This is a genomic window from Pararobbsia alpina, assembly GCF_965118125.1.
GTDB classification, from domain to species: domain Bacteria; phylum Pseudomonadota; class Gammaproteobacteria; order Burkholderiales; family Burkholderiaceae; genus Pararobbsia; species Pararobbsia alpina_A.
In genome coordinates, this window is the sequence record NZ_OZ221288.1 from 2,068,376 (window position 1) to 2,095,047 (window position 26,672).

Genomic DNA, 26,672 nt, shown 5'->3' on the forward strand with positions numbered 1-26,672 from the left:
AGTACGAGGTGAAGTTCCACGCGTCCGTTGCCTCTTATGTGATTCGCGAGGCCCGCTTGTCCCGCGCGTTGATTCAGATGTCCTTAGGAAATTGCGCATGAACTCTCTCTCGACCATCCGGTTCAAGATCATTGCCGTGTTGGCAGCCTGCGGTGCGATCACGCTCGCAATCGGTGTGTTTGGCATCTTTGGTTTGTCGCGCGTCAACGACAACGTCGCCAACGTTTATAGCGAAGTCATTCTCCCGCTGTCGAATATCTCCGACGTGCGCGCCGACGTGCTGATGGTCCGCCTCGATCTGCGCCGCGTACAGGCCACGCATACGCCCGATGCGGTCGCGCAACTCGCACCGGCCATCAAGACCGCGCTCGCGCATATCGACAAGACGTGGCACACGTACTATCCGGCGTCGGTGTCGAATCCGGACGAGCGTCGCATTGCCGATGCCGCGGATGGGGGACTGACGCAATTCGCGAAAGACACGAACGATCAGATCGCGCTGTTCGAAGCAGGCAACTTCGACAAGGGCTCGGAAGCGGTCGACAAGTCTTCGCAAAGCGTCGACGTGGTCATCAAGAGTCTCCAGGACGATGAAGCCATCAACGTTCAGGAAGCGAAGCAGTATGTCGCCGACAGCGAATCGATGTACGGAACGCTGCGTCTGATTGCGATCGGGCTAGTCGTGCTCGGTGGTGCAATTCTCGCCGGCGCAGCGATGTTCCTGATGCGTGCGATCACGCAGCCGCTGAACAAGGCGTTGGAAGTCGCAAACGAAATCGCTGACGGTCGCCTCGACAATCAGATCGAAATCACCTCACGTGACGAATTCGCGGTGCTGCTTGGCGCGCTGCAGAAAATGGATCGCCAGTTGAGCGACACTGTGCGCGGCATCAAGCGTTCGACGGAGTCGGTCACGCATGCTTCGCGTGAAATCGCGGCAGGCAACCTCGATCTCTCCTCGCGTACGGAAGAGCAGGCCGCATCGCTCGAGGAGACCGCGTCGAGCATGACCGAGCTCACGGAAACCGTGCGCCAGAACGCCGAGAACGCGCGTCAGGCGAACTCGATGGCAGCGAATGCCACGGACATGGCGACCACCGGCAACGAAGCGGTTCGCGCGATGGTCGATACGATCGGCAAGATCAGCGACAGCTCGTCGAAGATCTCCGACATCACGGGCCTGATCGAAGGCATCGCGTTCCAGACCAACATCCTGGCGCTGAACGCGGCGGTCGAAGCAGCCCGTGCGGGCGAACAGGGCCGCGGCTTCGCCGTGGTCGCGAGCGAAGTGCGCAGCCTTGCACAACGTTCGGCCTCGGCGGCCAAGGAAATCAAGGACCTGATCGGTACATCCGTCACGATGATTCACGACGGTTCGCAGCAAGCCGGTGAAGTCGGTGCGACGATGGATCAGGTCAAGCAGGCGATTCAGCGTGTGGCCGATATCGTGGGCGAAATCTCGTCGGCGTCCGATGAGCAAAGCAAGGGCATCGAGCAGGTGAATCAGGCCATCAATCAGATGGACAACGTCACCCAGCAGAACGCAGCGCTGGTCGAGCAGGCTGCTGCTGCAGCGCAGTCGCTCGAAGAACAGGCCAATAACCTGAAGACGGCCGTGTCCGTATTCCGGGTCAAGGACGGTGGCGATGCACCGCGTACGGCGATGCCGACGATGGCGAAGCCTGTCGCAGCGAAGCCGGTTGTATCGAAACCCGCGCCTGCCGCCCGCAAGACGCCGGCCCGCAGCGAAGCACCGCGCCGCCCGGCTGCCGCACCGCGTGCAGCTGCAGTCGATCGCGCACCTGCACTCGCCGTTGAAGGCGGTGGCGACGACAACTGGCAGACGTTCTAATAAGCCGGGCTAAGGGCTAGGGCTCAGGCTCAGGCTCAGGCTCAGGCACCCCAGGGTTTGGGGTTTCGGTTCGAAGGCCTCAACGTGGCCCCCAAAGGGCTTGTTGAGGCCTTCGTGCACTGCGACCTCCAGAGCGCTGCTGACGGCGCGTACGGAAACTCGGTTTTGATCGGTGTTAAGGTGACGCCTCGTGAATCCTTGATCGAGGCCACCATGAATGCATCGACTGCCATTTTCACCATCCTTGCGACGTTGCTCGTCGGGGCCATGAGCCCGGGACCGAGCTTCCTGATCGTGGCGCGCCACTCGATCGGACTGTCGCGGCGCGACGGTCTGGCCACCGCGCTCGGCATGGGCGTAGGCGGCGTGTTCTTCAGCGGCGTGGCGCTCGTCGGTCTCTATTCACTCCTCGCCGCGGTCAGCTGGCTGTACGTCTCACTGAAGGTCGCGGGCGGCGTGTATCTGATCTACATCGCCTACCGGATCTGGCGTGGCGCCAAGCAGCCGCTGAGCGTCGGCGATATGGAGCACGGGTCTGGCAACGTGCGCAAGTCGTTCTGGATCGGTCTTTCCACGCAGCTCAGCAACCCCAAGACCGCCGTGTTCTACGGCAGTATCTTCGCGGCGTTGCTGCCTCAGCACCCGCCGACCTGGTCGTACTTCGTGTTGCCGCCCGCCATCTTCACGATCGAGGCAGGCTGGTACACGGTTGTCGCATTGGGTTTCTCAACCAGCAAGCCGCGTGCGCTGTACCTGCGAGCCAAGGCGTGGATCGACCGGATCGCAGCGGGGGCGATTGCCGCGCTTGGACTGCGTCTCATCGTGACGGCGCACCGAGTCGGAATTTAGCCTTCGATTTTTCTCGCTGCGACCCCAGGAGTGCGTCGAAGCGCGACTCCAGGGTCATCAAAAGGCCATCCACGGGCGGATCCAGACGATCCGCCCTTTTCGTTTGTGGCACCCACGTCCGATATGAGCACGCATGAACACCCTGCAATCTGTGACGTGCGTCACGATTTCGCCGGGCTATTCTGATATATAAGGGTAGGCTCAAGAGGACGACGTAGCCTCCTGTCGCCTCCACAGCCTGACGTGATGCGGCTCGAATAGGGCGGATACGTTAGCTAAGCATGCCCTCGCCGCGCTTCCCGATCGGGAGCACGGCCCGCTGCCGGTGCGTTTCCCTTCGAGGGCGCGCAGGCTGAGGGGCTCCGGCGCAGACCGGACCCATGAATTCCGCAAGACAGCGAAACACGACAACGACACACAACGAGAGACAGCGAGAGTGATATGGCGCGCGTATTGGTGATTGGAGCGACGGGACACGTTGGCACATACCTTGTGCCGAGACTGGTCGAAGCAGGACATCAAGTGATTACGGTGAGCCGCGGCAAGGCCAAGCCTTATACCGAGAATCGGGCCTGGGCCGACGTCGATCAGCGGCAGATGGATCGTGAGGCGATGGAGCGCGACGGGCGCTTTGGCGAGGCGATCCGCGAGATCAAGGCCGACATCGTGATCGACAAGATCTGCTTCACGCTCGACAGCGCGAAACAGCTGGTCGAAGCCTTGAAGGGGCATGTCGGACACTTTCTCCATACGGGCACGATCTGGACGCATGGCTACCCGACCGTCGTCCCGACACCCGAGGAAGCACCGAAGCGGCCCTTCGGCGAATACGGCACGCAGAAAGCAGCGATCGAAGCCTATCTGCTGGAACAAGCCCGCACACAGGGATTTCCTTCGACACTGATTCACCCGGGTCATATCGTCGGTCCGGGCTGGATCCCGCTGAATCCGGCGGGCAACTTCAATCCGGCCGTGTATTCCACACTCGCGCGCGGCGACACGCTTCAATTGCCGAACTTCGGGCTCGAGACCGTGCACCACGTGCACGCCGACGACGTCGCACAGATGTTCATGGGCGCGATCGCGAACTGGAGCGCATCGGTCGGTGAGGCCTTCCACTCGGTGTCCGCTGGCGCAGTGACCCTGCGCGGCTACGCCGAATCGATGTCACGCTGGTTCGGTCACGAACCGAAGCTTGAATTCCTGCCGTTCGATGAATGGGCCAAGGGCCAGGATCCGAAAGACGCGGAGGCGACCTGGGAACATATCGCACGCAGCCCGAACTGCTCGATCGACAAGGCGCGCCGCGTTATCGGTTACTCGCCCCGTTACACATCGCTGCAAGCCGTGGAGGAAGCGGTGACGTGGCTGATGAAGGATGGGCAGGTGACGCGGTAAATTCCAAAGCACGCATGCAGAGCCACGCGCTTCGTGAAGGTGCGTTTGGTTGAGAACGATATAGCAACCATCTGACTCTTTTCTTAAGTGACGCCCCGCTAGTTGGGCGTCACTTCAGTCTCTACGACTTTCGACTCACTGCTTCGAATCTCGCTTTCGCCTTTCCGCGGTGACGCCATTGTTTTCCGATACCCCTCGTTGCGGAAGCGAAGCCGAGACTAAATTCGAGGCTTCTTTCATCCACGTCGGCCATTTTGCAACGTCTTCTTTTGCTAATTCGAATTGGGCCAAGAATCGTGCCTTCTCAATATCATTCATTTGATTCTCCCGGGTCGATGTCTTGATCGGCTAAACATATCGCGAAGATATTGAACGCGACTGTCCGTCGATTGCACGATTCGATCTCTTTTGACGGTGTTGTGAGTGACTTTCGCGCGATGTGTTCGATGTTCTCTCAGCGGTCCCGGGCAGAGCATGACGAGGAACGTCGACTGCCAGGTGCGAAGAACGCTTACATCTCTGACTGCGCTTCGCGCATCGTGACCTCGGGCACGTCGCCTTGACGGTGCCTGAACTCATGCCGCTGAGACGCGCGATACCTTCCCGGGCTTTCACCGAAGCGTTTCTTGAATGCGAGTCCGAACGCGGTTTCGGACTCGTAGCCGATTCGTGAGGCAATTGTGGCTAGTGGGCATTGCTCCGACGCGAGGGCATTGCGGGCGACGGCCATTCTCCAGTTCGTCACGTATTCGAGAGGCGGAGTGCCGACCCGCTCGCGGAATCGTTCAGCGAACGTTGTTCGCGACATGCCGACATATGAAGCCAGGTCTTCGACGCGCCACCTGCGAGCGATGTCGCTGTGTATGGCTTCAAGCGCCCGACCGATCTTTGGATCGCTGAGCGCGCCGAGCCACCCGTCAGGACGGGCTTCCGATGAGGAATACGCGCGCAAGATATTAATCAGCACGATATTCGCGAGGCTTCCCGCCATGGCACTGGTGCCCGGCCGCCTGGCTGCCGTTTCAAAGCTGATGAGATCGAGCGCAGCGCGCAATGGATGCGCGACCGGCGAATTGCCTTTTATATGTACGATTGGTGGTAACAGATCAAGCAGCAAATTGTGTTGATCGCTTTCGAAGACAAAGCGCCCACCCGTCCCAACGGTACGGGGCGACCCGCGACCATACCGCACGACGCCATCATCGCATTGGTGCTTGGCGAACACGGTGTGGCCATCGAGCAGTTCAGCACCCAGATCGCTTGCGAAGCAATACGGCTGCCCGTCAGTCAGCAGATAGAAGTCACCTTCCTCGAGTTGTATCGGCTCGGTGACGCCATCAATCCAGACCCATCGTGGACCCTCGATGACGCCGCCGAACTTGATGTGCTGATACGGCGGAAACCACATGGCCCATGGGCCAGCGGCTTCGAGTCGCGCGGAAAGTACGGCCCGCACGTTGAGGAGCGAGAACACATCGGAAAGCGGATCCATCGGTGATTCCGTACGAGCGAATAGGAAAAGCGGACGAGTCAATATGGACTCAACGGCCTCCGAACGCAAGAATGCACGGAAGATCCACATTCAGCGAGGTTCACGCTTCCCGATGAGCGAATCCACAATGAAAGCCTGGCGCCTGGACGGCATGGGAGGCTGCCTCGCGTTCGAAACCGTGCCGAAGCCGGTGCCGCGCGCGGGTAGTGTGCGAGTCCGAATCGAGGCTTCTGTACTGATGTCTTATCTGAAGCCGTACGTTGAGGGCAAACTGCCGTTCTACCGCCCACCTCCCGCTCCGTTCACACCGGGGACGAATGGCATCGGCGTGATCGACGCCATCGGTCCGGATATCTGGCATCTCAAGCCGGGGCAACGTGTCGTGTTGTCGTCGCATTTCGTCGCGCGTGAACAGATCGACGATCCAGCGCAGATCCTGATCGGGCTCACGGGGAGTGAGGGGGCAGCGCCGATGCTTCACGATTGGCCCGACGGCACGCTCGGCGAATACGCGTTGGCGCCAGCCGAGGTCGTGACGCCGCTTGATGGTCTTGAAGATATCAATGCGGCGCAGCTCGCAGCCATCACTCGCTTTGTCATCCCGTTCGGCGGTCTGCTCCGTGCGCGTCTCACGGCGGGAGAAACGATTGTTGTGACCGGCGCAACAGGGGCCTACGGCAGCGCGGCCGTGCTCGTCGCGATCGCCATGGGTGCGGCGCGAGTCGTCGCGACCGGGCGCAACCAGTCATCGCTCGATGCGCTGGCTCGCGTGGCAGGACCTCGCGTATCCACTGTCGCACTCAGCGGCGATGTTCAGCGGGACGCCGAAGCATTGCGCACGGCCGCGGGGGGCGGCGTGCCGGTGGCGTTCGATATGGTCGGGCAGGCAAACGATCCGAACGCGACGCTCGCCGCGCTGCATAGCCTTCGCAGAGGCGGACGCCTCGTGCTCATGGGCAGCATGGCGACGGACCTGCCGATTCCTTACACGACAGTCATGCTCAACAGTCTCGAGATTCTTGGGCAGTTCATGTATCCGGCAAACGCGTATCAGCGTCTGCTCGCGCTCGTTCGTTCTGGCTTGCTCGACATCCACGCATTGACGCCGCGCGAATTCGCTCTGGCTGCACTGGATCAGGCAATGCATGCAGCGAGCGACGCGGGCAACCTCGAATACGTGGTCGTCAGGCCGTGATTCGCCGGAGCTGCAACTTTTAAACGAGTCACTCGTACTGACCGCCGCGCCGGTACGCTGGAATTCTGGAGAAGCATGCATGTTGACACCGCAAACCCCGATCGACTCGGGTTTCGACTTAAGCCACAGCGCCGCAGATGTGATCAAGGGGATCGATCTGCGCGGAAAGATCGCCATCGTGAGCGGCGGATATTCGGGTATCGGTCTTGAGACGACACGCGCGCTGGCGGGCGCGGGTGCGTCGGTCATCGTTCCAGCGCGTTCGCTCGACAAGGCGCGCATGGCGCTGGATGGCATAGACCGAGTCGAACTCGCGCCACTCGATCTGATTGACCCTGCATCCATCGAGGCCTTCGCCAACCAATTTCTCGCGACCCATCGACCGCTCGATTTGCTGATCAACAACGCGGGCGTGATGGCGCTCCCGCTGACGCGCGACGCTCGCGGTTACGAAATGCATCTCTCGGCGAACCACTTGGGACCGTTCGAGTTGACCGCTCGGCTATGGCCTGCACTGACGCGGGCCCGGACCGCTCGCGTTGTCACGCTATCGTCGGGAGCCCATCGTCGCGCGGCGATCGACTTCGACGATCTCCACTATGAGCGACGCGACTATGACAAGTGGGGAGCCTATGGACAGTCGAAGACCGCGGGCGTGTTGTTTACGGTCGCACTCGACGCGTTCGGCAAACCCCATGGTGTGCGAGCCTTCGCGGTCCATCCTGGGCGCATCGAAACTGATTTGCAGCGCCACATCACGCTGGAAGAGCTTCAAAAGCAAGGTTTTCGTGACACGAATGGGCAGATACCCGAGGACCAGCGCAAGTTCTATAAATCGATCGGCCAAGGCGCTGCGACCACTGTTTGGTGCGCAACGAGTCCATTGCTGGAAGGGAAGGGCGGCGTGTATTGCGAGGACATCAACGTCGCGCAAGCCGTGCCTGCCGACTATAAGCCACTCAATGGCGTGCTTCCATGGGCAATCGATCCCGATGACGCACGCAGGCTCTGGTTGGCGAGTGAGGCGATGACGGGCGTTGCGTTCGTTTGAGGCGTGAGCTTGGTTGGCAAGCCAAGCGGGTGGAAAGCTGGAGCCCGCTTGCTTGCCGATCAGGCGGCGCGTTAACCCAACCGCGCATCCATCGTGATCTTCGTGCCGGCCAGTGCCTTCGATACCGGGCAATTGGCCTTGGCCGCATTGGCTGCGGTCTCGAACTTTGCGGCGTCGGCACCGGGGATCTTGGCGGTCACGTCGAGGTGGATGCCGGTGATCGAGAAACCTTCGCCGACTTTTTCGAGCGTGACGTCGGCACGCGTTTCAATCGATTCGGCCACCATGCCCGCTTCGCCGAGCACGAGCGACAGGGCCATCGTGAAGCAGCCTGCATGTGCGGCGCCGACCAGTTCTTCCGGGTTGGTCCCCGGGCCGTTTTCAAATCGTGCTGCGACGCCGTAGGGCGCGTCCTTCAGCACGCCTGTTTGTGTCGAGATCGCGCCTTTGCCGTCCTTGAAGCCGCCATGCCAGACTGCCGATGCCGTCTTTTTCATCCGAACTCTCCTTGAGGTTGAGGTCAACGCGCGCGGGCGCGGTGGATGCACGTATGCGGTCCGTGCCGCTGTCGTTCAGCAAGGCGGAAACGCAAACGTGCTTAGCCTACGCGCGACGTGTGACACCTGCAGAGGTAGCCATGCGCGTGCCTGACGTCAGGCGCCGCTTACGCCCACTGAAACAGCACATTCGCGCGCGCGCGCGTCGAATCGATCAGCACGGCGTTCGGCTCGTCGGTGCTGGCGACCCAGTTGCGGGCGGCCTGTTCGTCGCGCCCGAATGCAATATGGCGCGCAACGAGGCGCGTTTGCCGCAACGTCGGATCGACATCGACGTACCACGCCTCGTCGAGCAATCCGCGGACCTTCGCCCAATGACCTCGATCAAGCAGCAGATAGTTGCCTTCTGTGATCACGAGCGGCACGTCGGGCAAGACCGGAATTGCGTTCGCGATCGGCTCTTCGATTTCGCGGCGGAACACCGGCGCATAGACGGTCTCGTCAGGGCGTTGCTCGCGCAGGCGGCGCAACAGGGCTGCATAGCCCGCGCTGTCGAACGTATCTTCCGCACCCTTGCGCGAGGCGCGGCCCAGGCGCTCGAGTTCGATGTTGGCGAGGTGATAGCCATCCATCGGAACGACGACAGCCCGGCCCGGCAAGGCCTTGGCAAGTTCTTCTGCGAGCGTCGACTTGCCGGCGCCCGGGGCGCCGGTGATGCCGAGAATGCGGCGGCCTCCGCTCGCGATCAGGTTCTCGACGCGCTCGATATAAGAATCAGCAATCATGGCGGAAACGATTAGGCACGGATGTGATGCTATCACCGGGGCGTAGCAACGCGCACTAGTACGCTTGGCGCGATCCCGGGCAAGGTGCGTGTCGCCGGTTTTGCGATCGGACGGATGTCGCTGATCACGGCTGTTCAGCGACGGCCGCAATGCGCATCAATACGCGCGATCGGTCACGCCCAGGCCCGCGCCCTTGGCTTGCGCGCGAATAAATCCGAGCGCATGCGTTGCGAGATCCATGCCGTCTTGCCAGAGGTTGCGCCAGACCGCGAGATCGTTCGACAAGCCCTGTGCGACGACGGCCGACGAGAAGCTCTCGAACGTGATCGGGCCGCGATAGTCGATCTGCGCGAGCGCATGAAAGAAGCTCGTGAAATCGATGGTGCCCGAGCCGAGGTAGCCGCGGTGGCTTTCACCGATGTGCACATAGCCGAGCCGGTCGCCGCATTCGAGTACCGGTTTGACGAAGTCGACCTCTTCGATATTCATGTGATACGTGTCGAGGTGGACGACCATATTGTCCGCGCCCACATCGTCGATCAGCTTCAGCGCCTGACGCGCCGTATTGATGACGTTGCTTTCGTAGCGGTTGACGACTTCAATGCCCACCGTCACGCCGCGCAGCTTGGCAAACGTCGCCAGGCGCTTGAGCGAGGCAACGACGTTGCGTCGTCCGCCTTCGGTCAGCGGATGATTGTATTTGCCAAGCGCGCTATACGGCACGCCGCCGAAATACGTGCCGCCGAGCGCCTGTGTCAACGAGACGGCTTCTTCGAGCAACGCGACGCCGCGCGATACGCAGGCGGGGTCTTCACTCGATACATCCGCACTGAAGGCGAGGCCGCGGGAGCAGCCGACCTGAAGCTGATTGGCTTCGAGCAGCTTGCGCGTTTGCGCGACTTCGAGCGTCTTGGGGTCATGCAGCGACAGTTCGACGAGGTCGAAGCCTGCGGCTTTGCTGCTCTCGACGACCTTGCGTGCCGACTCGGGCGCGAGATCGCCCGCCCAGACCAGTGCGTGAATGCCCAACGGATTCATCGATGTCTCCTCCGGATCGGGTGCCGCAGGCCGTGGATCGGCCTGTCGTTGCCCGGTGTTTGCCTCGTGATGCGCCTGGGCCGGTGGATCCGGCTCAGAAGCGTCTGTGTTCGTGCGTGCCCGATTCGACACCTCATCGGCGCCCTTCGGGTTGTTGGAAGCGAGTATTGCGTAGTCACTACGCAAAAGTCAACGAAAATAACGCATATGTGGGACAGCTTTCGATACAATCGGGCGGCGCACGATGCGCAGACGATCGGGACGGACGGAGAACGGATGGACGAGCAGGCGGAATCAGCGCGCGACGACGAAGTGCGCACGCGCACGAGCCGGACGACGCGGAATGCCAATGGGGAACGCGGCGTCGACGCGTCGAGTGCGGTTTCGGCATCCGTAGCGTCATCTTCAGCGTCGTTAGCCGCTGCCCCGGACGCGTTCGCGAAGAGTGACGCGAGCGCGCAGATCGCGCGTGCCCAGCAAGCCGTGCCGAATCCGAACGGCGCGGGTGCCGTGCTCGGGCTGATCCGTTCGGGCAGCGCAGTGACACGTACGCAGATCATGCAGGTCACGGGTCTTTCGCGCTCCACGGTTGCACTGCGGCTCGATGCGCTGCTCGCCGCGGGTTATATCGCGCCTGCGGCGGCCGAATCGTCGACCGGCGGCAGGCCGCCAGGCTCGTTTCAGATCAATCCTTACGCTGGCGTGATGTTGCTCGCCGCAATCGGGGCGGCGAACATGCATCTCGCCGTGGCAGATATGCACGGCACGGTGCTTGTGCGAGAGCACGATGCGATCGATGTCGCGCTCGGCCCTGAGCGTGTGCTCGGGCGCGTCGCGTCGTTGTTCGAGACATTGCTCAAGAAAGCCGGCCAGTCGGCCGCTCGCGTCAAGGGCATCGGCATCGGCGTGCCGGGGCCTGTGGAATTCGCCGAAGGGCGTGTCGTGCGTCCGCCGATCATGACGGGATGGGACGGTTATCGCGTCGCCGACTTCTTTGCGTCGCGCTGCTATACGTGCCCGGTGCTCGTCGACAAGGATGTGAACCTGATGGCACTCGGCGAGCATCGCGCTGGCTGGAGCGACACGTCGCACATGCTGTTCGTCAAAGTCAGCACCGGGATCGGCGCGGGCATGATCATGAACCACGCGTTGCAGCGCGGTGCGCACGGCGGCGCGGGCGACCTCGGTCACTTGTATGTCGGGCATCTGGTGCCCGGCGAGCCGAAGTTGTGCCGATGCGGCAACTATGGATGTCTTGAGGCCTATGCCGCGGGATGGGCGATCTGCAGGCATCTCAACGAATCAGGCCATGCGGCGCAGACCGCTCGCGATGCGGCGGACCTCGCGCAGCGCGGCGTACGCGAAGCAGTCGAGCAGATGCAGAATGCCGGGCGCTTGCTGGGCGAGACGATCGCAATGGCCGTGAGTCTGCTCAACCCGTCGCTCGTCGTCCTGGGTGGCGAGCTCGGCACGCGCCAGAGCGATATGCTCGCGGCCGTGCGCGAGACGGTTTATCGGCGTTCGCTGCCGCTAGCCACGCGGCACGTGCAGATCGTCAACAGCGTGCTGGGCGCGGATGCAGGTTTGCTCGGGGCGGCGCATCTTGTCAGCGATGCGCTGTTTGCGCCTAGCGTCGTTGATGCAGCGATTGGGCAGCCGGCTTAAGCCTTCGACTGCGTAACCACGGCGAGCACACTTAAAACGCCCGTTTTTTCAGACGAGCAAATGTGCGCAGGTATAGTACAAGCCTTGCCGCGGCCTGACCGGGCCCGCAAAAGGGGCGTCTGGCGACCCGCCAGTTCGTCGAAGCTTGTATAAGAAGAGGACCTGATGCGCCGTTTTCGACCTGCTCTCGCGACCACCGGGATCGTGGCCTTCGCCGCTGTCTCAGCCGGTCTTGCCCATGCCGACGAAGGCATGTGGCAACCTTCCCAGCTTCCCGCACTGACCTCGACGCTCAAGGCACGGGGTCTCGCACTCGATCCGAACACGCTGTCCAACCTGACGTCGTATCCGATGGATGCGATCGTGAGCCTGGGCTTCTGCACGGCATCGTTCGTGTCGCCCGACGGGCTGATCGTCACGAACCACCACTGTGGCTACGGTGCGCTGCAGTACAACTCGACGGCGCAAAAGAATCTGATCAACGAGGGTTTTCTTGCGCATACGCAGCAGGAAGAACTACCGGCCGATCCGACGCAGCGCGTCTATGTGACCGAGCAGATCAGCGACGTGACGGCGCGCGTCAATGAAGCGGTGAAGCCCGGCATGGATGGCTACGCACGCTATATGGCCATCGATCACGCAAAGAAGCAGCTCGTGCAGGGGTGTGAGCAGCCAGGCTATCGCTGCGACGTATACACGTTCAGCGGCGGCTTCAGCTATCAGCTGATCAAACAGCGCGAAATCAAGGACGTGCGCCTCGTCTACGCGCCGCCGCTCGCGATCGGCAAGTTCGGCGGCGATGTCGACAACTGGATGTGGCCGCGCCATACCGGCGACTTCAGCTATCTGCGCGCCTACGTCGCAAAGGACGGCACGTCGGCGACCTTCTCGAAGGACAACGTTCCTTATCACCCGAAGCACATCCTGACGCTCAATCCGAAGGGTGTGGAAGCGGGTGACTTCGTTATGGTCGCAGGCTACCCGGGCCATACGGACCGCTACCGTCTCGCCGATGAGCTGCAAAGCTCGATCGACTGGTACTACCCGACGCTGATCGCGATCTTCACCGATGAACTCGCGATGATCGACGCGGCGGGCAAGGCCAACCCCGATGTCGCGGTCAAATACGCAGCGAGCGTCGCGGGCATCAACAACGCGATGAAGAACTTCCAGGGCAACCTCGATGGCCTTGCGCGCAGTCACGCGCTCGAGACCAAGCGCGCTCAGGAGGCATCGCTCGATCAATGGCTCTCGCACCAGTCTGTCGGCGAAGGCAGCAAGGTCAACGGTCCTGCGCTCGAAACCGACGTCAAGCGCCTGCGTGCGCTGGTCGACGACCAGGTCAAGCAGCGTGAGCACGATCTCGTCTACAACCTGCTTGGCCGCGGCGGCATGTTCCATGCGACCTATCAGATCGTGCGGCTCGCCGACGAGAAGCAGAAGGCCGACATCGATCGCGAGGATGGTTACCAGCAGCGCGACGAAGTCCGTGTGCTCAACGCCGAACAACGCCTCGAACGCCAGATGGATCCGGCGCTCGACCAGCAGCTGATGGTTTATGTGCTTCAACGCTATGTGAAGCTGCCGGCCGACCAGCGCATGCCGTCGCTCGACAAGTGGCTCGCGGGCGCGAACGATCGCAAGACGCTGCAGGATCGCGTCGCGGAGTTGTATCTCGACTCGAAGCTTACCGACACGGCGACGCGCGTCAAATGGCTCAGCGCGACGCCCGATGAAATTCGCGCGAGCAACGACAGCTGGCTCAAGTTCATGGTTGCCGTGATGCCGGACCTGCTCGCCGATGAACACCGCAACAAAGGCATCGCGGGTGACTTCGCGGCCTTGCGTCCGCGTTATATGGCGGCGATGACCGCGTTCTATGGGGCGAAGGGCAAGCCCGTCTATCCGGATGCGAACAGCTCGCTGCGCGTGACGTTCGGTACGGTCGAAGGCTATCAGCCGCGCGACGGCGTGACGTATACGCCGTTCACGACGGCAGAAGGCGTTGCACAGAAGAACACGGGCACGGAGCCGTTCAATGTGCCGCCGGCCGAAATGAAGGCAATCCACGACAAGGCGTACGACGGTTACGCGTCACCGAAGCTCGGTACGCTGCCGGTCAACTTCCTCTCGAATCTGGACATCACGGGCGGTAATTCGGGTTCGCCGACGCTCGACAAGGATGGTCATCTGGTTGGGCTGGCATTCGATGGCGTGTGGGAAGGCGTGAGTTCGGGCTGGCTGTTCGACCCGGATACGACGCGTACGATCAGCGTCGATGTGCGGTACATGCTGTGGGTCATGCATCACCTCGACCACGCCGACAACCTGCTCAAGGAAATGGACGTCGAGCCGGCGCAACAATGACGCAGTGACAGAGTAACGAAGTTGCAGCGATACGGTGGTTGTGACACGGCGGTAGTGTCACCGAGGCAATGACGTATCGACGTTGCGGCGATAACGTCGAGACACAAGCGCCGTAGTACAAGGGTCGTGACACAAGCGCCGTCGCACTCACTTCGTAGCAGCAACAAAAAGGCCGGCTTGCGCCGGCCGACAAAACCTTTCGAGCGGGGCCATCGACCTGCGATGGCCCCGTTTTTCTTTTTGAAGCTTTAGACGAGCTGCGTGGCTTGCGGCGCGACTTCAGCCGACGCGACCGCCGTCGTCACCGGTGCCGTAGCGGCCGGATCCGAGTAGCTGGCCTTGCCGTTCTCGACGTGGCCGGCGACGCGGCGCGAGAAGCCGTTGCCGTCCGTGACCGTGAGGTCGTACCAGTGGTAGCTGGTCTGCAGCTGCCACGGGGCTTCGAGGTAGCCTTCCGACGGCAGGCTGAAGTGACGTGCGGCAGCGCCGTACGCGTTGTCGACCACCGAGAGCTTGACCGAAGCGCGACCCTTGTTCGTCAGCGTCAGGTACAGGTTGCCGTTGGCAACGTCGTAGCCGACCTTCAGTTCAGGTTGTGCCGTCTTCTGGCGCTTGTCCGTGTTCGCGTCGATCGTGCCGTTGAATTCACGGAAGAAGCCGTTCGGGCCATGGACCGTGAAGTTGTACGTGCCGTTCGTGCTCGACACATCGAACTCGGCCTTGAGGCTCTTGCCGGCGCCGACCGTGTAGCTCCACGGACCGTCGGTGCGGTTGGTCGAGTAGATGTAGAAGTGCGCGCCCTGATCACCCGTGTTGGCGAGGTGGATCACGAACTCTTGCTTGTTGTCGTTTTCGTGGCCGTTCGCATGGAGTTCATACGGAATCGGACGCGCGCGACGGATACCGGCTTCCTGGGCTTCGATGGTCGACGTGCTCGGCGTAGCCGGGACCGTCGGTGCGGGCAGCAGGCACGATGCCTGGGATGCAGCGATATAGCCGCTCGTATCCGGCAGCGTCGGGAAGCTCACGTCCGGCGTGCGGAAGTCGAACGTCGACAGCAGGTCGCCCGTCACCGTACGACGCCAGTTCGAGATGTTCGGCTCATTGACGCCGAAACGCGCTTCGATGAAGCGGATCACCGACGTGTGGTCGAACACTTGCGAGTTCACGAAACCGCCCTTGCTCCACGGCGAGACGACCGTCATCGGAACGCGCGGGCCAAGGCCGTACGGCAGGCCGTCGTCCGTGTACTTGCCTTGACGAAGCGGGTTGACGACCGTGTGGATTTCGTCCTGGTAAGCGACCGTCGATGCGCCTTGCGTCGACGACAGCGGCGGTTGCGGCGGCACGACGTGGTCGAAGAAGCCGTCGTTCTCGTCATACATGATGAACAGAACCGTCTTGCTCCAGACTTCCGGGTTCGACGTCAGCGCGTCGAGAATCTGCGACGTCCACTCTGCACCGTAGGCCGGCGTGTACTTCGGGTGTTCCGAGTAGATGGCCGGCGGGCAGATCCACGACACTTGCGGCAGCTTGTTGTCCATCACGTCTTGCTTGAGCTGCACCAGCGTGCGAACCGAATTGCCACGCAGCGTGAGCGGCGAATCAGCAGCGGCGTTGATGAACTGCGTGAAGTTCGGCAGCATGTTCGTGCCGTAGTTGCCGTTCGTCGCGTCGTTGCCGTTCACGCCTTGCTGATAGACCTGCCACGAAATGCCGGCCTTTTGCAGGCGTTCCGGATACGTTTCCCACGTCAGCGCGCCCCAGTTCGGCGGATTGTCGCCGTCGACCGGATCGTTGTTGTCGAGCAGCGGGCCGCCGTATTGACCCGTCGAGTCGACCCAACCCGTCATCAGGTACATACGGTTCGGGTGTGTCGGGCCCGGCAGCGAGCAGAAGTAGTTGTCGCAGATCGTGAACGCATCGGCCAATGCGTAGTGGAACGGAATGTCGTCACGGACGTAGTAGCCCATGGTCATGTCCGTCTTGTTCGCGGGCCACGAATCGTACTTGCCGCCGTTGATCGCGTAGTGCGTCGGGTACCAGTTGTGGTCGAGATCGCCCACGCACATGGCGCTCGTCGTCTGCGTGTTGAGACGGAACGGCAGCACCGGCGTCGTGGCGCTTTCCTTCGACGGCTGGAACCACACCGGGTTGCCGTTCGGCAGCGTGATCGGGAGGCGATCGTTGTAGCCGCGAACGCCGCGCAGGTGACCGTAGTAGTGGTCGAACGAGCGGTTTTCCTGCATGAACACGACGATGTGCTCGACGTCGCGAATCGTGCCCGTCTTGTTGTTCGCGGGGATGGCGAGCGCGCGACGGATCGATTCCGGCATCACCGTCAGCGCTGCAGCGGCGCCGGCGGACGAGGCTGTCGTCTTGAGGAAGCGACGACGGTCAAATTTTGAAGACATGAGTAACCCTCTCGTGAGAGATCGATTGGATGTGTGGGGGATTGCAAGGGCTGCGCAACAGCCCGGCGATCACTGGCTATCCGATGATTCCGGGGCGTAGTGAACGACGGGTTGGACCTGCACTTCCGGGTCGTCCGCGGACTGCGCGGCAAACACGGTGTAGTTCGCCGGGCGCGACACGAGCGGCGATGGATCGACGCTCGCGACAACGCCCGGAGACATGGCCGTCGGGGGCGACGGCGGATCGATCGGTGCGTTGGTCGCCAGGGCGGAACGCGGATCGGAAACGGGTGGCACGGACGACGGTGCCGGAGTGACATCAAGCGAGATGCGCGGCGTGTTCACGCCCGTAGTGTTCGCGGCCGGCTGTGCGGGCAATTGCGCCGCGGTGTCACCTTGTGTGCTCGACACCGTCGCGGAATTGGACGCACCATCGCCACAGCCCGCGAGTGCGCCGGATACGATGATCGCGGCACACAGCGGTATAGACATTTTCATTGTTGTCCCCTGCTGCTTTGTGTGCCGACATCATGGAGAGCAGGCGAGTCAATTTGATGAAACCGGATATACGCATAGACGGTTGGACAGTTGTCATGAATAACAAGTGTTCGAGTCGCGCGTACACACTATCGATTTGTGTCGTCGGTGTTTGCAGGTTGCATTTATTGAGCACGGCCGCGGTAGAAGCTACGCAGGCGGCGTTGCGGTGCGCGTGGTGGTCAGCAAAATGTGCCAGGCGTGTCGCGTGTGTGTAGGTGTGCTTACGTCGTGCTTTCGTAGCGTTTGGGACACGGGTGGTAGGGTCAGAAAGTCGCGAGGCGGAAGAGGCGGTCGCACGGCGGAAAACGACGGTTCGGGTTCCGTTGCGCGGAACGAATACAATGTGCGATCCATGTCACGGAATACACACAGGGATCCTGCTCACCATGCCGTTCCGTATGCGCACTGCTACTGCTCTTCGTCGTGTTCTCGTTGTCTCGCTTCTGAGCGGCCTCGCCGCGTGCACCGTTCCGTCCCAGTTTGCCAAGTGGACCAACGACGTCGACCCGCCTGAACTCAAGGCGGACCGTGCTTCGCTGCAGAACAAGGGTTTTTCCGCAGGCTATATCGATGGCCACGTCGACGGTTGCGCGACGGGCTACAAGTCGGCCGGCAATATGGACTACGCGTTCTACAAGGATTCGCCACAACGCCCCGACTCGGACTATCTGCAAGGGTGGCAGGTCGGTTTTGCGCTCTGCAAGGGTCGCTGGGAAGACTACGCCACGCACGCGACGCCGCCTGCGTCGAAGCAATGAAAAATGAGCACGCAAAAGGCAACCTGATCGGTATCGCGGCAGGGTTGTTGATCAGCAGCGATGCGCTGCTGATCCGCTCGATGCGAATTGATGACGGGTGGTTGCTGGTGGCGCTGCGCGGCGCGTTGATGTGGCTTGTGCTGGCGGTGCTGTATGTCGCTGTGCCGCGACTGCGCGCGATGCTCGGGCGGCCATGGCTCACGCGTGACAATTCGATGGCGGTGCTGTGGTACGCGGCCTCGGCGATCACGTTTGTTCAGGCTTTGCTGCTCGGACCGGTTGCGATGGTGCTTGTCATCATCGCGTCGACGCCCTTTATGGCGGCCTTGTTCGCGTGGGTGCTGCATGGCGAGCGGGCGGAGTGGCCACTATTAACGGCGGCTGCGGTGGGCATGCTGGGTGTCGTGATCGTCGTGGTGAACGGCGGTGCAGGCAACTCATGGACCGCCGATGCCTATGCGCTTGGCACCGCGGTGTCGATGGGGCTGGCGCTCGTATTCTCGGGGCGTGTCAAAGGCGGCACGCTGGGCTTGCCATCGCTCGGTGGTGCGGTCGCCTCGATCGTCGTCAGCGTGATGCAGCCGTCGTTGTTTGCCGAAGTGCACGCGATCACCGGTTACGGTTGGTTGTGGCTCGTGACCGAAGGGGCGATCGTGATGCCGATCGCCATGGGCTTGCTGTCGTTGAGCACGCGCTTCGTGCCGGCTTCAGCCGTGGGATTGTTTCTCTTGCTCGAGACTGCGCTCGGGCCGATGTGGATCTGGGTTGCGTACGGAGAGGCCCCGGCGACGGCGGCCATCATCGGCGGTACGCTGATCATCGGCGCAGTGATCGGACACTTCATCTACGATGCGCAGCGCAATGCGGCGCGGAGTTCGGTGGATTCTGCCAACGCGTGTTGAGTCGTTAAGACGGAACGACGCAAAGACAGAAAGACGCAAAGACAAAAGGGCCGATACCCCAACGCTGGGTATCGGCCCTCTGTGTTTGAGGCGCTTAGACTACGACCAGGTTCACGTCGATGTTGCCACGCGTCGCGTTCGAATACGGGCACACGATATGTGCCTTCTTCACGAGGTCTTCAGCGACAGCGCGATCGACGCCCGGCAGCGACACCTTGAGTTCGACCTGAATGCCGAAGCCATTGGGGATCGGGCCGATGCCCACGCTTGCATCGATCGATGCGTCAGCAGGGACCGCAATCTTGTCGCGTGCGCCGACAAACTTGATGGCACCGATGAAGCAAGCCGAGTAGCCGGCAGCGAACAGTTGCTCAGGGTTCGTGCCTTCCTTGCCGGCGCCGCCGAGTTCCTTCGGCGTTTCGAGCTTCAGGTCGAGGATGCCATCCGACGAAACCGAACGGCCGTCACGGCCGCCGGTCGACTTTGCATGAGCGGTATAGAGAACTTGTTCGAGTGCCATTTTCTTAAACTCCAGTGGTCAGGTTAGGGGTAACGCGTCTACGAGCGAGCACAGTACGCGCCCGTGCATCCAACTAACAACGCAAGCGATTAAATCGCGAGCGATATTTCTACCGTTTCACCAACGACATCGCCGTCGGGTCATCATCCAGCCGTTCCTGCAGTCCTGCTTGCTTCGGACAGCGTTGCATCGTGCGCAGACTCCATACACGTTATGCAGCGAATGCGTTGCAGCGTGTTTCGACCTGCTCGCCGACATCAGACCGCCCGGCGCATACGCCCATCAACTTGCATCGATGAGCTTGCTTCGAAGCTTGGCGAGGCTGTTCTTGATTTCCATCAGTTCAGCCGGCTCACAACCCGTTGCGCACAGAATCGAGACGGGAATGCTCTCGGCCTGCTTGCGCAACTTCTTGCCCGCGCTCGTCAACGTCACGATCACCTGGCGTTCGTCTTTGACGGCACGCGTACGTGCAATCAAGTCGAGTGCCTCGATGCGTTTGAGCAACGGCGTCAGCGTGGCGGAATCGAGAAACAGGCGTTCGCCGATTTCCGAAACCGTGACCTCGTCCTTTTCCCACAGCACCATCATAACGAGATACTGGGGGTACGTCAGACCGAGCTCAGTCAACACCTTGCGATAGATCTTCGTCATCGCGAGCGATGTCGAGTACAGCGCGAAGCAAATCTGCTGATCGAGCAGCAGAGATGACTTCGGATCGATCGTCGGGGTGCTGGCTTGCTGTTTCATGGAAAGGATATTAGATCGCACACGATGTAATAGCAAGCGATATTTTGTGTGTGTGCTGACGACGTGGGGACTCACGATCGGCGGCGTGAGTCGGTGACGTCTGCAGCCCCGAAAATGCACAAAGGGGCTGCATAACGATTTATGATGCGCGACAATAACTGGTCAGTTCGAATGGTCAGTGTCGTGTTGCGGCCCCGTCGGTCCGTGAGAAGTGATCCGGTCGACCCAGGCCATCGCGACGGCCGAGATGAGAAAGGCGAGGTGAATTGCGACCTGCCACATGATCGACGTGCTGCTACGATTGTCGGCATCGATAAAGGTCTTGAGCAGGTGAATCGATGAAATGCTGATCAGCGCCATCGACAGCTTGACCTTGAGCACCCCGGCGTTGACGTGATCGAGCCACTCGGGTTCATCGGGATGGCCTTCGATGCCGAGTCGCGAGACGAACGTCTCGTATCCGCCGATGATTACCATGATCAGCAAGTTCGAAATCATCACGACGTCGATGAGTCCGAGTACGGCGAGCATGATCGTCGTTTCGTTCAACGTGCCGATTGTCACGGTCAGGTGCCAGACTTCCTTCAGAAACAGGAAAACATAAAGCGCCTGCGCGACGATCAGGCCCAGATAGAGCGGGACCTGCAGCCAGCGCGACATGAAGATGATCGTGGGCAATGCACGGTGGCCTTGCGATCTCGGTTTCGGGGCGATGGCGGACATAAGTAGTGAAGTGGGATATTCAGACGAAAGGTTCAGCGCGCTGGCGTCAAAGCGGATACCGCGTGCAGGACGTTTCGGACACAAGAGTCGTCAGCATAGGCGGCGATTCTTTGAACACAATGAGCGCCGCTTGAAACATGGCGTATTGTAAACAAGTTGAAAGATTGACTGACGTACGGGGCACAAGGTTCAAATAATTTGAAATACGGGGTTTTGGATAACTCGTGCAAACGCCGCATGATCCATCATGAAAGAGCTGTCCAATTGGACAACTCGCTTAATCGGCGCGGCGCCATTTCCGGGTGTTTTTTGGGACCTTCGAATTCAGAGGCGATTGAGGACGCCGGCCATCTGGCCATGCGGCGACCAACAATCCGTGAGCCGGCATTTCCGTGCCTTGCGAACCGATCGTGCAAACGCGCGTCTGAGCGCTAGCGCCGGATGCGATTGAAAGGGCTGTCTATTGCAACCGCGACGAATTGACCGCACCGAAGCGAGCGCGCGGAATCGCACGCGCGGCGCGTCGCGTCCAACGTCAAGTTCAGCGAAATGATTGAGCGATTCGTGTCAGACAAAACGTATCGCTGTGTGATTGGAAGTAAGTGAACCGCTTCTTGCGGTTGTCCAGAACTTTGTCGAGTTCGAGTGACTCGATACAATGAAGCCATCCAGTGAAGCATGGCATGAATGAAGGAGCATCATGGACGAACTGGTGCGCGAGCGCATTATCAAGTACATCCTGCGGCGAATGGATGAATACGGCGTCACCGCCGAACATCTGATGCCCGCTGAAGAAGAAGCCGAGCCCGAAGTCGACCCCGCTTTGCCGAAATCCGTGTTGGCGCAGGCGATGCCCAAGCCGACACCGGGTGTCGTGCAATATGCGGATGCGTCGGGTAATTCGTGGGACGGTGCGGGCCCGATGCCTGAATGGCTGTTGCGCGCGGTGCGTGCAGGGCAGTCACCCGACTTTTTCAAGCGTTAGTAAAAAACGCCGGGTTGCGCTGATGTGTACTTGCCTGGGTGCGTGGCGGCTTTAGCCCGCGAGTCAGGCGGTTGATGCGGATAGCGCCGAAGGTGTGCGGTATCAGTGTGGTGTCGCGACGTTTCCCGAATTCGATGACTGTTTAGCGAATTCGGTCGGACTGATCTTCCCTGGCGTTTCCTCGAGTCCGAGCACCCTGTTTGAGCGGTGCCCGGGGCCTTCGCATGTTTCGCAACATCGCGCAGCCATATCTCAGGCGTGATATGGCGGGCGTGATATGCCGCGAAGGCGGCAAGGCGTGACCGCCTCGCCATTCGATGTTCAGGCCTTGTCGAACGAGAACGTGCCCAACGCGCGACGCACTTCGTCGAGCGTCGCTTGCGTAATGTCCGCCGATTTGCGTGTGCCTTCTCGCAGAATGCCGAACACATAGTCGGGCTGCGCAGCGAGTTCAGCACGGCGTTCGCGGATCGGCGCAAGCAGGTTTTGCAGCACTTCTTCGAGACGGCGCTTGATCACCATGTCGCCGAGGCCACCGCGACGATAGTGATCCTTCAGCGCTTCGACTTCTTCCTTGCGCGGATCGAACACGTCGAGATAGGTGAACACGACGTTGCCTTCGACGGTGCCCGGATCCGATACCTTCAGATGGTTGGGGTCCGTGTACATCATCTTGACGGCATTGCGAATGTCATCCGCGCTCGATCCCAGCGGTATCGAATTGCCGAGCGACTTGCTCATCTTCGCCTTGCCGTCGATGCCGGGCAGCCGGCCCATCTCCGGAATCAGCGCTTGCGCTTCGGGCAGCAACTCGGCGCCGACCTGGCGATTGATCCGACGCACGATTTCGTTGGTCTGCTCGATCAGCGGAGCCTGGTCTTCCCCGACCGGAACGACGTGAGCCTTGAAGCCAGTGATATCGGCGGCCTGCGCGACGGGGTAGCACAGAAAGCCCGCGGGAATATCGCGGCCAAAGCCGCGCGCATGGATCTCTTCCTTGATCGTCGGATTGCGCTCGAGGCGCGCGACCGTGACGAAGTTCAGGTACAGCAGCGTGAGCTCGGCCAGCGCGGGCAGATGCGATTGCACCGCAATCGTCGTCAGCGCAGGATCAATTCCGACGGCGAGATAGTCGAGCGCGACTTCGAGCACATTGCGGCGAACCTTGTCCGGGTCATGCGCGTTGTCGGTCATCGCTTGCGTGTCGGCAAGCAGGACGTGCTGGCGGTGCGTGTGCTGGAGTTCGACGCGGCTGCGAAGCGAGCCGACGTAGTGACCCAGGTGAAGCGGACCGGTCGGGCGATCGCCCGTCAGGATCACGGGTTGTTGTGCCGGTTGCGAAGCTTGAGACATACGCGATTTTCCTTTGAAAACCGCTGCACTTCGCTTGGCCCGGGCGCTCCGCGCGCACCCTGTCAGCCGGAATGCAGCGGACAGAGTCGTGATTCAGATGTAACGACGCGCCGCTCCGTCAGGAGCGCCACCAATAGGGATTCGGGGTATCGGGCGTCAGATTCATCCCGCGAGCATGCCATGAAAGCGCGGGCGGTGACAACTTTGCGTATGCAAGGCGCCCTGCGCGCAGGGGCCCAACATTGGATACCATGCGCGCCATGAAGACCACGCTTGACGAATTGCTCGCTTTTGTCACTGTCGTCGATACGGGCTCCGTGACGGCGGCGGCCAACGCACTCGCGCAAACCGCGTCGGGCGTCAGCCGCGCGCTTGCGCGGCTCGAGGAAAAGCTCGACACGACGCTGTTGCGTCGCACGACGCGCCGGCTCGAGCTCACTGACGAGGGGCGTCTGTTCCTCGTCAGGGCGCGCGCCATTCTCGAGTCGGTCGAAGACGCCGAAGACCAGATGGCGGCCCGCCGTCAGACACCGGCGGGCCCGCTGCGTGTGAACGCTGCGTCGCCGTTCATGCTGCATGTGATCGTGCCGCTCGTTGCCGCGTTTCGCGAACAGTATCCCGACATTGCCCTCGAACTCAATACGAGCGACGAGATCATCGATCTCATCGAACATCGCACCGATGTCGCGATTCGGATCGGCGCACTGCGCGATTCGACGCTCCACGCACGGCCGATTGCAACGAGCCGCTTGCGCGTGCTCGCGAGTCCGGCGTATCTCGCAGCGCACGGCCGTGTGAAAAGCGTCACCGATTTGTCGCGCCACACATTACTGGGTTTTACACAGCCGGCCATTCTGAATCAGTGGCCCTTGAGGCACCCGCGCGGCGAACATCTCGACATCGAGCCCGACATCACGGCATCGAGCGGGGAGACATTGCGGCAACTCGCGCTCGCCGATGCGGGCGTCGTGTGTTTGTCGGACTTCATGACGCATGCCGACCGCCGCGCAGGTGAGCTTGTACAGGTACTTGCGCGCGACACCGTCGAGGTGCGGCAGTCGATTCACGCGGTCTACTATCGCAACACCCAGATCGCCGCGCGGATCCGCGCGTTTCTCGACTTTTTAAGCGATCGGATCGCCCCGGACGGAGCGACGATCAAGACCCGGTGAAGCTTGCCTCCCGGCGCTTGCATCCCGCATCCCGCACGACGCATCTCGTAGGGGTCGACCGCAGGCGGACGATTGTCGTTCACTGTCGCGCGCAAAACTCGTTCATTTCATTCGACTATTGCACGATGCGCTCTCACGCTACCATGCGTGCCAACTCACCTCGGATTCACACAACAATGAAGGTCACCCAGTGGCTCGCAACGGTCGCGGCGTTGAGCACGCTCGCGGCATGCAGTTCGCCTTATCCGCTCTTTACCTCGGATGGGCGCCAGACGACGATGGTCGATTGCACGGGCGCCGACTGGAATCTGTGTCAGCAGCGCGCGCAGGCGCTCTGCCCGTCGGGCACGTTCGACGTGATCGACCGACGCGACGACAGCAGCGGCCGCGGCTTGCTCGTCGCCTGCAAGGCGCCAAAAACGCCGGCTCAGTAAGGCTTGAACCCGGCTCGGGCGTGAGCCTCAACCCAGGCCCGAGCCCAAGCGCTGTCCTGAACTTGGCCGCCTGCCTGAGTGGCTGGCAGGCGTGCTACTCCGCGGGCTAACTGCCTGCCGGCGCACTGGCAGGCGTGGCCTGGCCCGGTGCCGGCTGTTCGAATTCGGCCTGGATCTGCACGTGGATATCGTCACCCACGGCCGGATACCACGTCGACAGGCCGAACGCCGAGCGGCTGAAGGTGCCTGTCGCGGCAAAGCCGACCGTCGGCGCATGCGTCAGGGGGTTCGGCGCCGCGCCATGGAACACGACATCGAGCGTGACCGGCGCCGACTTGCCACGAATCGTCAGGTTGCCCGTTAGCTTGCCGGCACCCGGCCCCGTCAGCTGAAAACCCGTCGACTCGAACGTAATCGTCGGCCACGTCGTCACATCGAGCATGCTCGAACCCGAGACGATCTTGTCGAGCGCCTTGACGTTGGTATCGAGACTCGTCGCATCGATGGTCGCCTTGACCGAGCTGTGATCCGGCGCATTCGGATCGAGCTGAAGCGTCGCCTTGGCCCGGTCAAATCGCATGACGAAGCGCGAGTACTTGAGGTGCTCGACGTCGAACACGATGCTCCAGTGGTCCGCATCCATCTGATAGGTGCCTGCGGGCGCCTGGGCAAATTGCGTATCGACGGTATGCGTGACGACACGCGCGGCGGTGCATCCGCCGAGCGCGACAATCAGCGTTGCCAGCGTCAAAAAGGTCCGGGCGGGTCGGAGAAAAGTCGGTCGGAAGACATTCATTCGTTGGCCTCGTTGCGCTGCCATGCGCGCCATTGAGTCTGTAAACGCACGGCGGACTCGAGCTGTTCCATACCCAGCCATTCCGCGACCAGTTCGGGCGATTCGCCGACCTCGAACAGCCGGGCGGCGAACGAGTTGCGTAGCGTCTGAGGGCTAGCACGTTTCGTTCTCGACCCCGTCAGGCCCGCCTCCTCGACCTGGGCGTCGATGGCCCGCAACACCGTGGCCTTGTGCATGGGCCGCCCGTCGACACCCGACGGAAACGCCAGCGCGCCGCGCGTAGCCATCTCGGCGCGCACGCGCAACCAGGCATCGAACGCGGCTTTTGCGAACGGCTCGGGGCGCGTGCGCCGTGTGAGCCTCGGGTCGACGTTGTCGACGAGCAGCCACCCGTCTGCGCGGGAAAGGTAGCGCTCGGGCAGCGTTTGCGCCTCACCCGTCTTCAGCCCCGCACCGAGAAAGACGCCGACGAGCGCCCGGTCACGCAGCTCGCGCCAGCGCGCACCGGGGCTGCGCGGCAAGGGCGCCCGCATGCGCGCCTCGAGCGCGTTGCGTTCGTCCGGCGCCAGAAATCCGGTCGGCTCGTTGGCATGGGCCATCTGCCAACCGGTGTCCGGCGCAGGTTTGACGGCCGCACCGCGTGCAGGGTTGGGGAGTTCGGGTTGTTGTTTAGCGAGGTGATCGTAAACACGCTCGATCAGCCGTAAATACCGCGTGCGTTGCTGCTTGCGTGTGGACAGGCTGTCGAGAAACTGACCGACGAGCCCGGAATCCGTATTGCCGAGGGTGCGGCGCTGCAAATCGAGCCAGTCGACGAAGTGGTTCCACTGCGCCTGATAGACTTCGGCCGACGAACGCCGGAATGCCTGCTTGACGAGCCATGCGTCAAAGGCGCGGCGTGGGTCGCGGGCCCAGTCGTCGTTACGCTGGTCGAACAGATCGGTGGCTGACGGCACGGGGCGCGCAGGGGAGAGGGGTGTCATCACAACGATTCTATTGCAGCCTGGACGGTTCGCTCCAGGCTGCACGCCCTGGAGGTCGAGATGATGCCGCGCTCCATGTTCTTCTCACACACAACAAGCATGGCCGACCCTCGGGGGCCGATGTTCTGAACCGCCGAACCCGGCAGGAGACAC

Annotated in this window: 25 protein-coding genes; 12 read left to right on the top strand and 13 right to left on the bottom strand. The window is 61.6% G+C overall.

Features of this window, described 5'->3' with window-relative positions:
- Window positions 1-97 precede the first annotated feature (97 nt).
- The 3 genes from ACMFWR_RS27245 (at window position 98) to ACMFWR_RS27255 (ending at window position 4,099) form a co-directional block, all read left to right on the top strand.
- Window positions 98-1,852, top strand: coding sequence for a methyl-accepting chemotaxis protein (locus tag ACMFWR_RS27245; protein ID WP_413195491.1), 1,755 nt, complete (start codon window positions 98-100; stop codon window positions 1,850-1,852).
- A gap of 213 nt (window positions 1,853-2,065) precedes the next feature.
- The gene (locus tag ACMFWR_RS27250) at window positions 2,066-2,701 is read left to right on the top strand and encodes a LysE family translocator (protein WP_413195492.1); all 636 of its coding nucleotides are present in this window, start codon (window positions 2,066-2,068) and stop codon (window positions 2,699-2,701) included.
- Window positions 2,702-3,142: 441 nt separating this feature from the next.
- A complete protein-coding gene (locus ACMFWR_RS27255; RefSeq protein ID WP_413195493.1) occupies window positions 3,143-4,099 on the top strand; it encodes an NAD-dependent epimerase/dehydratase family protein in 957 nt (318 codons plus the stop codon).
- 135 nt (window positions 4,100-4,234) lie between these two features.
- On the opposite strand, the gene ACMFWR_RS27260 is transcribed toward ACMFWR_RS27255, so the two are convergent.
- Both ACMFWR_RS27260 and ACMFWR_RS27265 read right to left on the bottom strand, forming a co-directional pair.
- Window positions 4,235-4,417: a hypothetical protein gene (locus tag ACMFWR_RS27260; protein ID WP_413195494.1), complete on the bottom strand. Its 183-nt coding sequence runs from the start codon at window positions 4,415-4,417 to the stop codon at window positions 4,235-4,237.
- 193 nt (window positions 4,418-4,610) lie between these two features.
- Window positions 4,611-5,591 (bottom strand): cupin domain-containing protein, encoded by a 981-nt coding sequence (locus tag ACMFWR_RS27265; RefSeq protein ID WP_413195495.1) that lies wholly within the window; start codon window positions 5,589-5,591, stop codon window positions 4,611-4,613.
- Between the two features lie 127 nt (window positions 5,592-5,718).
- Here ACMFWR_RS27265 and ACMFWR_RS27270 point away from each other — a divergent pair, with 127 nt between their 5' ends.
- Both ACMFWR_RS27270 and ACMFWR_RS27275 read left to right on the top strand, forming a co-directional pair.
- Window positions 5,719-6,786: a zinc-binding dehydrogenase gene (locus ACMFWR_RS27270; RefSeq protein WP_413195496.1), complete on the top strand. Its 1,068-nt coding sequence runs from the start codon at window positions 5,719-5,721 to the stop codon at window positions 6,784-6,786.
- A 79-nt stretch (window positions 6,787-6,865) separates the two neighbouring features.
- Window positions 6,866-7,837 (top strand): oxidoreductase, encoded by a 972-nt coding sequence (locus ACMFWR_RS27275; protein WP_413195497.1) that lies wholly within the window; start codon window positions 6,866-6,868, stop codon window positions 7,835-7,837.
- A gap of 71 nt (window positions 7,838-7,908) precedes the next feature.
- Here the strand turns inward: ACMFWR_RS27275 and ACMFWR_RS27280 are convergent, their stop codons facing one another.
- The 3 genes from ACMFWR_RS27280 to ACMFWR_RS27290 all read right to left on the bottom strand — a co-directional run bounded on the left by ACMFWR_RS27280 (window position 7,909) and on the right by ACMFWR_RS27290 (window position 10,157).
- Window positions 7,909-8,334 carry an OsmC family protein gene (locus ACMFWR_RS27280; RefSeq protein ID WP_413195498.1) on the bottom strand — a complete coding sequence of 142 codons (426 nt, stop codon included), beginning with the start codon at window positions 8,332-8,334 and terminating at the stop codon, window positions 7,909-7,911.
- Between the two features lie 167 nt (window positions 8,335-8,501).
- Window positions 8,502-9,119 carry a nucleoside/nucleotide kinase family protein gene (locus ACMFWR_RS27285; protein WP_413195499.1) on the bottom strand — a complete coding sequence of 206 codons (618 nt, stop codon included), beginning with the start codon at window positions 9,117-9,119 and terminating at the stop codon, window positions 8,502-8,504.
- 156 nt (window positions 9,120-9,275) lie between these two features.
- Window positions 9,276-10,157 (bottom strand): sugar phosphate isomerase/epimerase family protein, encoded by an 882-nt coding sequence (locus ACMFWR_RS27290; RefSeq protein WP_413195500.1) that lies wholly within the window; start codon window positions 10,155-10,157, stop codon window positions 9,276-9,278.
- Between the two features lie 276 nt (window positions 10,158-10,433).
- On the opposite strand from ACMFWR_RS27290, the gene ACMFWR_RS27295 reads away from it, so the two are divergent.
- Both ACMFWR_RS27295 and ACMFWR_RS27300 read left to right on the top strand, forming a co-directional pair.
- Window positions 10,434-11,822 carry an ROK family protein gene (locus ACMFWR_RS27295; RefSeq protein WP_413195501.1) on the top strand — a complete coding sequence of 463 codons (1,389 nt, stop codon included), beginning with the start codon at window positions 10,434-10,436 and terminating at the stop codon, window positions 11,820-11,822.
- Between the two features lie 165 nt (window positions 11,823-11,987).
- Entirely contained in the window at window positions 11,988-14,189 is a 2,202-nt protein-coding gene (locus ACMFWR_RS27300; protein WP_413195502.1) for a S46 family peptidase, read from the top strand.
- Window positions 14,190-14,437: 248 nt separating this feature from the next.
- Here the strand turns inward: ACMFWR_RS27300 and ACMFWR_RS27305 are convergent, their stop codons facing one another.
- Together ACMFWR_RS27305 and ACMFWR_RS27310 are read right to left on the bottom strand one after the other, a co-directional pair.
- Window positions 14,438-16,603, bottom strand: coding sequence for a phosphocholine-specific phospholipase C (locus tag ACMFWR_RS27305; RefSeq protein WP_413195503.1), 2,166 nt, complete (start codon window positions 16,601-16,603; stop codon window positions 14,438-14,440).
- A 69-nt stretch (window positions 16,604-16,672) separates the two neighbouring features.
- Complete coding sequence (locus ACMFWR_RS27310) at window positions 16,673-17,101, bottom strand: hypothetical protein (protein ID WP_413195504.1); 429 nt, start codon at window positions 17,099-17,101, stop codon at window positions 16,673-16,675.
- 440 nt (window positions 17,102-17,541) lie between these two features.
- Here ACMFWR_RS27310 and ACMFWR_RS27315 point away from each other — a divergent pair, with 440 nt between their 5' ends.
- Together ACMFWR_RS27315 and ACMFWR_RS27320 are read left to right on the top strand one after the other, a co-directional pair.
- Window positions 17,542-17,901, top strand: a complete 360-nt coding sequence (locus tag ACMFWR_RS27315) for a hypothetical protein (RefSeq protein WP_413195505.1) — start codon at window positions 17,542-17,544, stop codon at window positions 17,899-17,901.
- Window positions 17,898-18,803 (top strand): DMT family transporter, encoded by a 906-nt coding sequence (locus ACMFWR_RS27320; RefSeq protein ID WP_413195506.1) that lies wholly within the window; start codon window positions 17,898-17,900, stop codon window positions 18,801-18,803. Before ACMFWR_RS27315 ends, ACMFWR_RS27320 begins: the two co-directional genes overlap by 4 nt.
- 94 nt (window positions 18,804-18,897) lie before the next feature.
- On the opposite strand, the gene ACMFWR_RS27325 is transcribed toward ACMFWR_RS27320, so the two are convergent.
- The 3 genes from ACMFWR_RS27325 to ACMFWR_RS27335 all read right to left on the bottom strand — a co-directional run bounded on the left by ACMFWR_RS27325 (window position 18,898) and on the right by ACMFWR_RS27335 (window position 20,796).
- Entirely contained in the window at window positions 18,898-19,323 is a 426-nt protein-coding gene (locus ACMFWR_RS27325) for an organic hydroperoxide resistance protein (RefSeq protein WP_413195507.1), read from the bottom strand.
- Between the two features lie 282 nt (window positions 19,324-19,605).
- The gene (locus ACMFWR_RS27330) at window positions 19,606-20,073 is read right to left on the bottom strand and encodes a MarR family winged helix-turn-helix transcriptional regulator (protein ID WP_413195508.1); all 468 of its coding nucleotides are present in this window, start codon (window positions 20,071-20,073) and stop codon (window positions 19,606-19,608) included.
- Between the two features lie 162 nt (window positions 20,074-20,235).
- Entirely contained in the window at window positions 20,236-20,796 is a 561-nt protein-coding gene (locus ACMFWR_RS27335; RefSeq protein WP_413195509.1) for a TIGR00645 family protein, read from the bottom strand.
- Between the two features lie 700 nt (window positions 20,797-21,496).
- Here ACMFWR_RS27335 and ACMFWR_RS27340 point away from each other — a divergent pair.
- Window positions 21,497-21,781, top strand: a complete 285-nt coding sequence (locus ACMFWR_RS27340; protein WP_413195510.1) for a DNA-binding protein — start codon at window positions 21,497-21,499, stop codon at window positions 21,779-21,781.
- 321 nt (window positions 21,782-22,102) lie between these two features.
- Here the strand turns inward: ACMFWR_RS27340 and trpS are convergent, their stop codons facing one another.
- Window positions 22,103-23,134 carry a tryptophan--tRNA ligase gene (trpS, locus tag ACMFWR_RS27345; protein ID WP_413195511.1) on the bottom strand — a complete coding sequence of 344 codons (1,032 nt, stop codon included), beginning with the start codon at window positions 23,132-23,134 and terminating at the stop codon, window positions 22,103-22,105.
- 260 nt (window positions 23,135-23,394) lie between these two features.
- Between trpS and ACMFWR_RS27350 the strand changes: the two genes are divergently transcribed.
- Entirely contained in the window at window positions 23,395-24,306 is a 912-nt protein-coding gene (locus ACMFWR_RS27350; RefSeq protein WP_413195512.1) for a LysR substrate-binding domain-containing protein, read from the top strand.
- A 176-nt stretch (window positions 24,307-24,482) separates the two neighbouring features.
- Entirely contained in the window at window positions 24,483-24,740 is a 258-nt protein-coding gene (locus ACMFWR_RS27355) for a hypothetical protein (RefSeq protein ID WP_413195513.1), read from the top strand.
- 106 nt (window positions 24,741-24,846) lie between these two features.
- On the opposite strand, the gene ACMFWR_RS27360 is transcribed toward ACMFWR_RS27355, so the two are convergent.
- Both ACMFWR_RS27360 and xerC read right to left on the bottom strand, forming a co-directional pair.
- Complete coding sequence (locus ACMFWR_RS27360; RefSeq protein WP_413195514.1) at window positions 24,847-25,536, bottom strand: YceI family protein; 690 nt, start codon at window positions 25,534-25,536, stop codon at window positions 24,847-24,849.
- Complete coding sequence (gene xerC / locus ACMFWR_RS27365; protein WP_413195515.1) at window positions 25,533-26,519, bottom strand: tyrosine recombinase XerC; 987 nt, start codon at window positions 26,517-26,519, stop codon at window positions 25,533-25,535. Before xerC ends, ACMFWR_RS27360 begins: the two co-directional genes overlap by 4 nt.
- Window positions 26,520-26,672 lie beyond the last annotated feature (153 nt).

What these genes read in the sequence shown, in the direction of transcription:
- ACMFWR_RS27245 (WP_413195491.1), top strand. Translation starts at nt 98, where the DNA reads ATGAACTCTCTCTCGACCATCCGGTTCAAGATCATTGCCGTGTTGGCA.
- ACMFWR_RS27250 (WP_413195492.1), top strand. Translation starts at nt 2,066, where the DNA reads ATGAATGCATCGACTGCCATTTTCACCATCCTTGCGACGTTGCTCGTC.
- ACMFWR_RS27255 (WP_413195493.1), top strand. Translation starts at nt 3,143, where the DNA reads ATGGCGCGCGTATTGGTGATTGGAGCGACGGGACACGTTGGCACATAC.
- ACMFWR_RS27260 (WP_413195494.1), bottom strand. Translation starts at nt 4,417, where the DNA reads ATGAATGATATTGAGAAGGCACGATTCTTGGCCCAATTCGAATTAGCA.
- ACMFWR_RS27265 (WP_413195495.1), bottom strand. Translation starts at nt 5,591, where the DNA reads ATGGATCCGCTTTCCGATGTGTTCTCGCTCCTCAACGTGCGGGCCGTA.
- ACMFWR_RS27270 (WP_413195496.1), top strand. Translation starts at nt 5,719, where the DNA reads ATGAAAGCCTGGCGCCTGGACGGCATGGGAGGCTGCCTCGCGTTCGAA.
- ACMFWR_RS27275 (WP_413195497.1), top strand. Translation starts at nt 6,866, where the DNA reads ATGTTGACACCGCAAACCCCGATCGACTCGGGTTTCGACTTAAGCCAC.
- ACMFWR_RS27280 (WP_413195498.1), bottom strand. Translation starts at nt 8,334, where the DNA reads ATGAAAAAGACGGCATCGGCAGTCTGGCATGGCGGCTTCAAGGACGGC.
- ACMFWR_RS27285 (WP_413195499.1), bottom strand. Translation starts at nt 9,119, where the DNA reads ATGATTGCTGATTCTTATATCGAGCGCGTCGAGAACCTGATCGCGAGC.
- ACMFWR_RS27290 (WP_413195500.1), bottom strand. Translation starts at nt 10,157, where the DNA reads ATGAATCCGTTGGGCATTCACGCACTGGTCTGGGCGGGCGATCTCGCG.
- ACMFWR_RS27295 (WP_413195501.1), top strand. Translation starts at nt 10,434, where the DNA reads ATGGACGAGCAGGCGGAATCAGCGCGCGACGACGAAGTGCGCACGCGC.
- ACMFWR_RS27300 (WP_413195502.1), top strand. Translation starts at nt 11,988, where the DNA reads ATGCGCCGTTTTCGACCTGCTCTCGCGACCACCGGGATCGTGGCCTTC.
- ACMFWR_RS27305 (WP_413195503.1), bottom strand. Translation starts at nt 16,603, where the DNA reads ATGTCTTCAAAATTTGACCGTCGTCGCTTCCTCAAGACGACAGCCTCG.
- ACMFWR_RS27310 (WP_413195504.1), bottom strand. Translation starts at nt 17,101, where the DNA reads ATGAAAATGTCTATACCGCTGTGTGCCGCGATCATCGTATCCGGCGCA.
- ACMFWR_RS27315 (WP_413195505.1), top strand. Translation starts at nt 17,542, where the DNA reads ATGCGCACTGCTACTGCTCTTCGTCGTGTTCTCGTTGTCTCGCTTCTG.
- ACMFWR_RS27320 (WP_413195506.1), top strand. Translation starts at nt 17,898, where the DNA reads ATGAAAAATGAGCACGCAAAAGGCAACCTGATCGGTATCGCGGCAGGG.
- ACMFWR_RS27325 (WP_413195507.1), bottom strand. Translation starts at nt 19,323, where the DNA reads ATGGCACTCGAACAAGTTCTCTATACCGCTCATGCAAAGTCGACCGGC.
- ACMFWR_RS27330 (WP_413195508.1), bottom strand. Translation starts at nt 20,073, where the DNA reads ATGAAACAGCAAGCCAGCACCCCGACGATCGATCCGAAGTCATCTCTG.
- ACMFWR_RS27335 (WP_413195509.1), bottom strand. Translation starts at nt 20,796, where the DNA reads ATGTCCGCCATCGCCCCGAAACCGAGATCGCAAGGCCACCGTGCATTG.
- ACMFWR_RS27340 (WP_413195510.1), top strand. Translation starts at nt 21,497, where the DNA reads ATGGACGAACTGGTGCGCGAGCGCATTATCAAGTACATCCTGCGGCGA.
- trpS (WP_413195511.1), bottom strand. Translation starts at nt 23,134, where the DNA reads ATGTCTCAAGCTTCGCAACCGGCACAACAACCCGTGATCCTGACGGGC.
- ACMFWR_RS27350 (WP_413195512.1), top strand. Translation starts at nt 23,395, where the DNA reads ATGAAGACCACGCTTGACGAATTGCTCGCTTTTGTCACTGTCGTCGAT.
- ACMFWR_RS27355 (WP_413195513.1), top strand. Translation starts at nt 24,483, where the DNA reads ATGAAGGTCACCCAGTGGCTCGCAACGGTCGCGGCGTTGAGCACGCTC.
- ACMFWR_RS27360 (WP_413195514.1), bottom strand. Translation starts at nt 25,536, where the DNA reads ATGAATGTCTTCCGACCGACTTTTCTCCGACCCGCCCGGACCTTTTTG.
- xerC (WP_413195515.1), bottom strand. Translation starts at nt 26,519, where the DNA reads ATGACACCCCTCTCCCCTGCGCGCCCCGTGCCGTCAGCCACCGATCTG.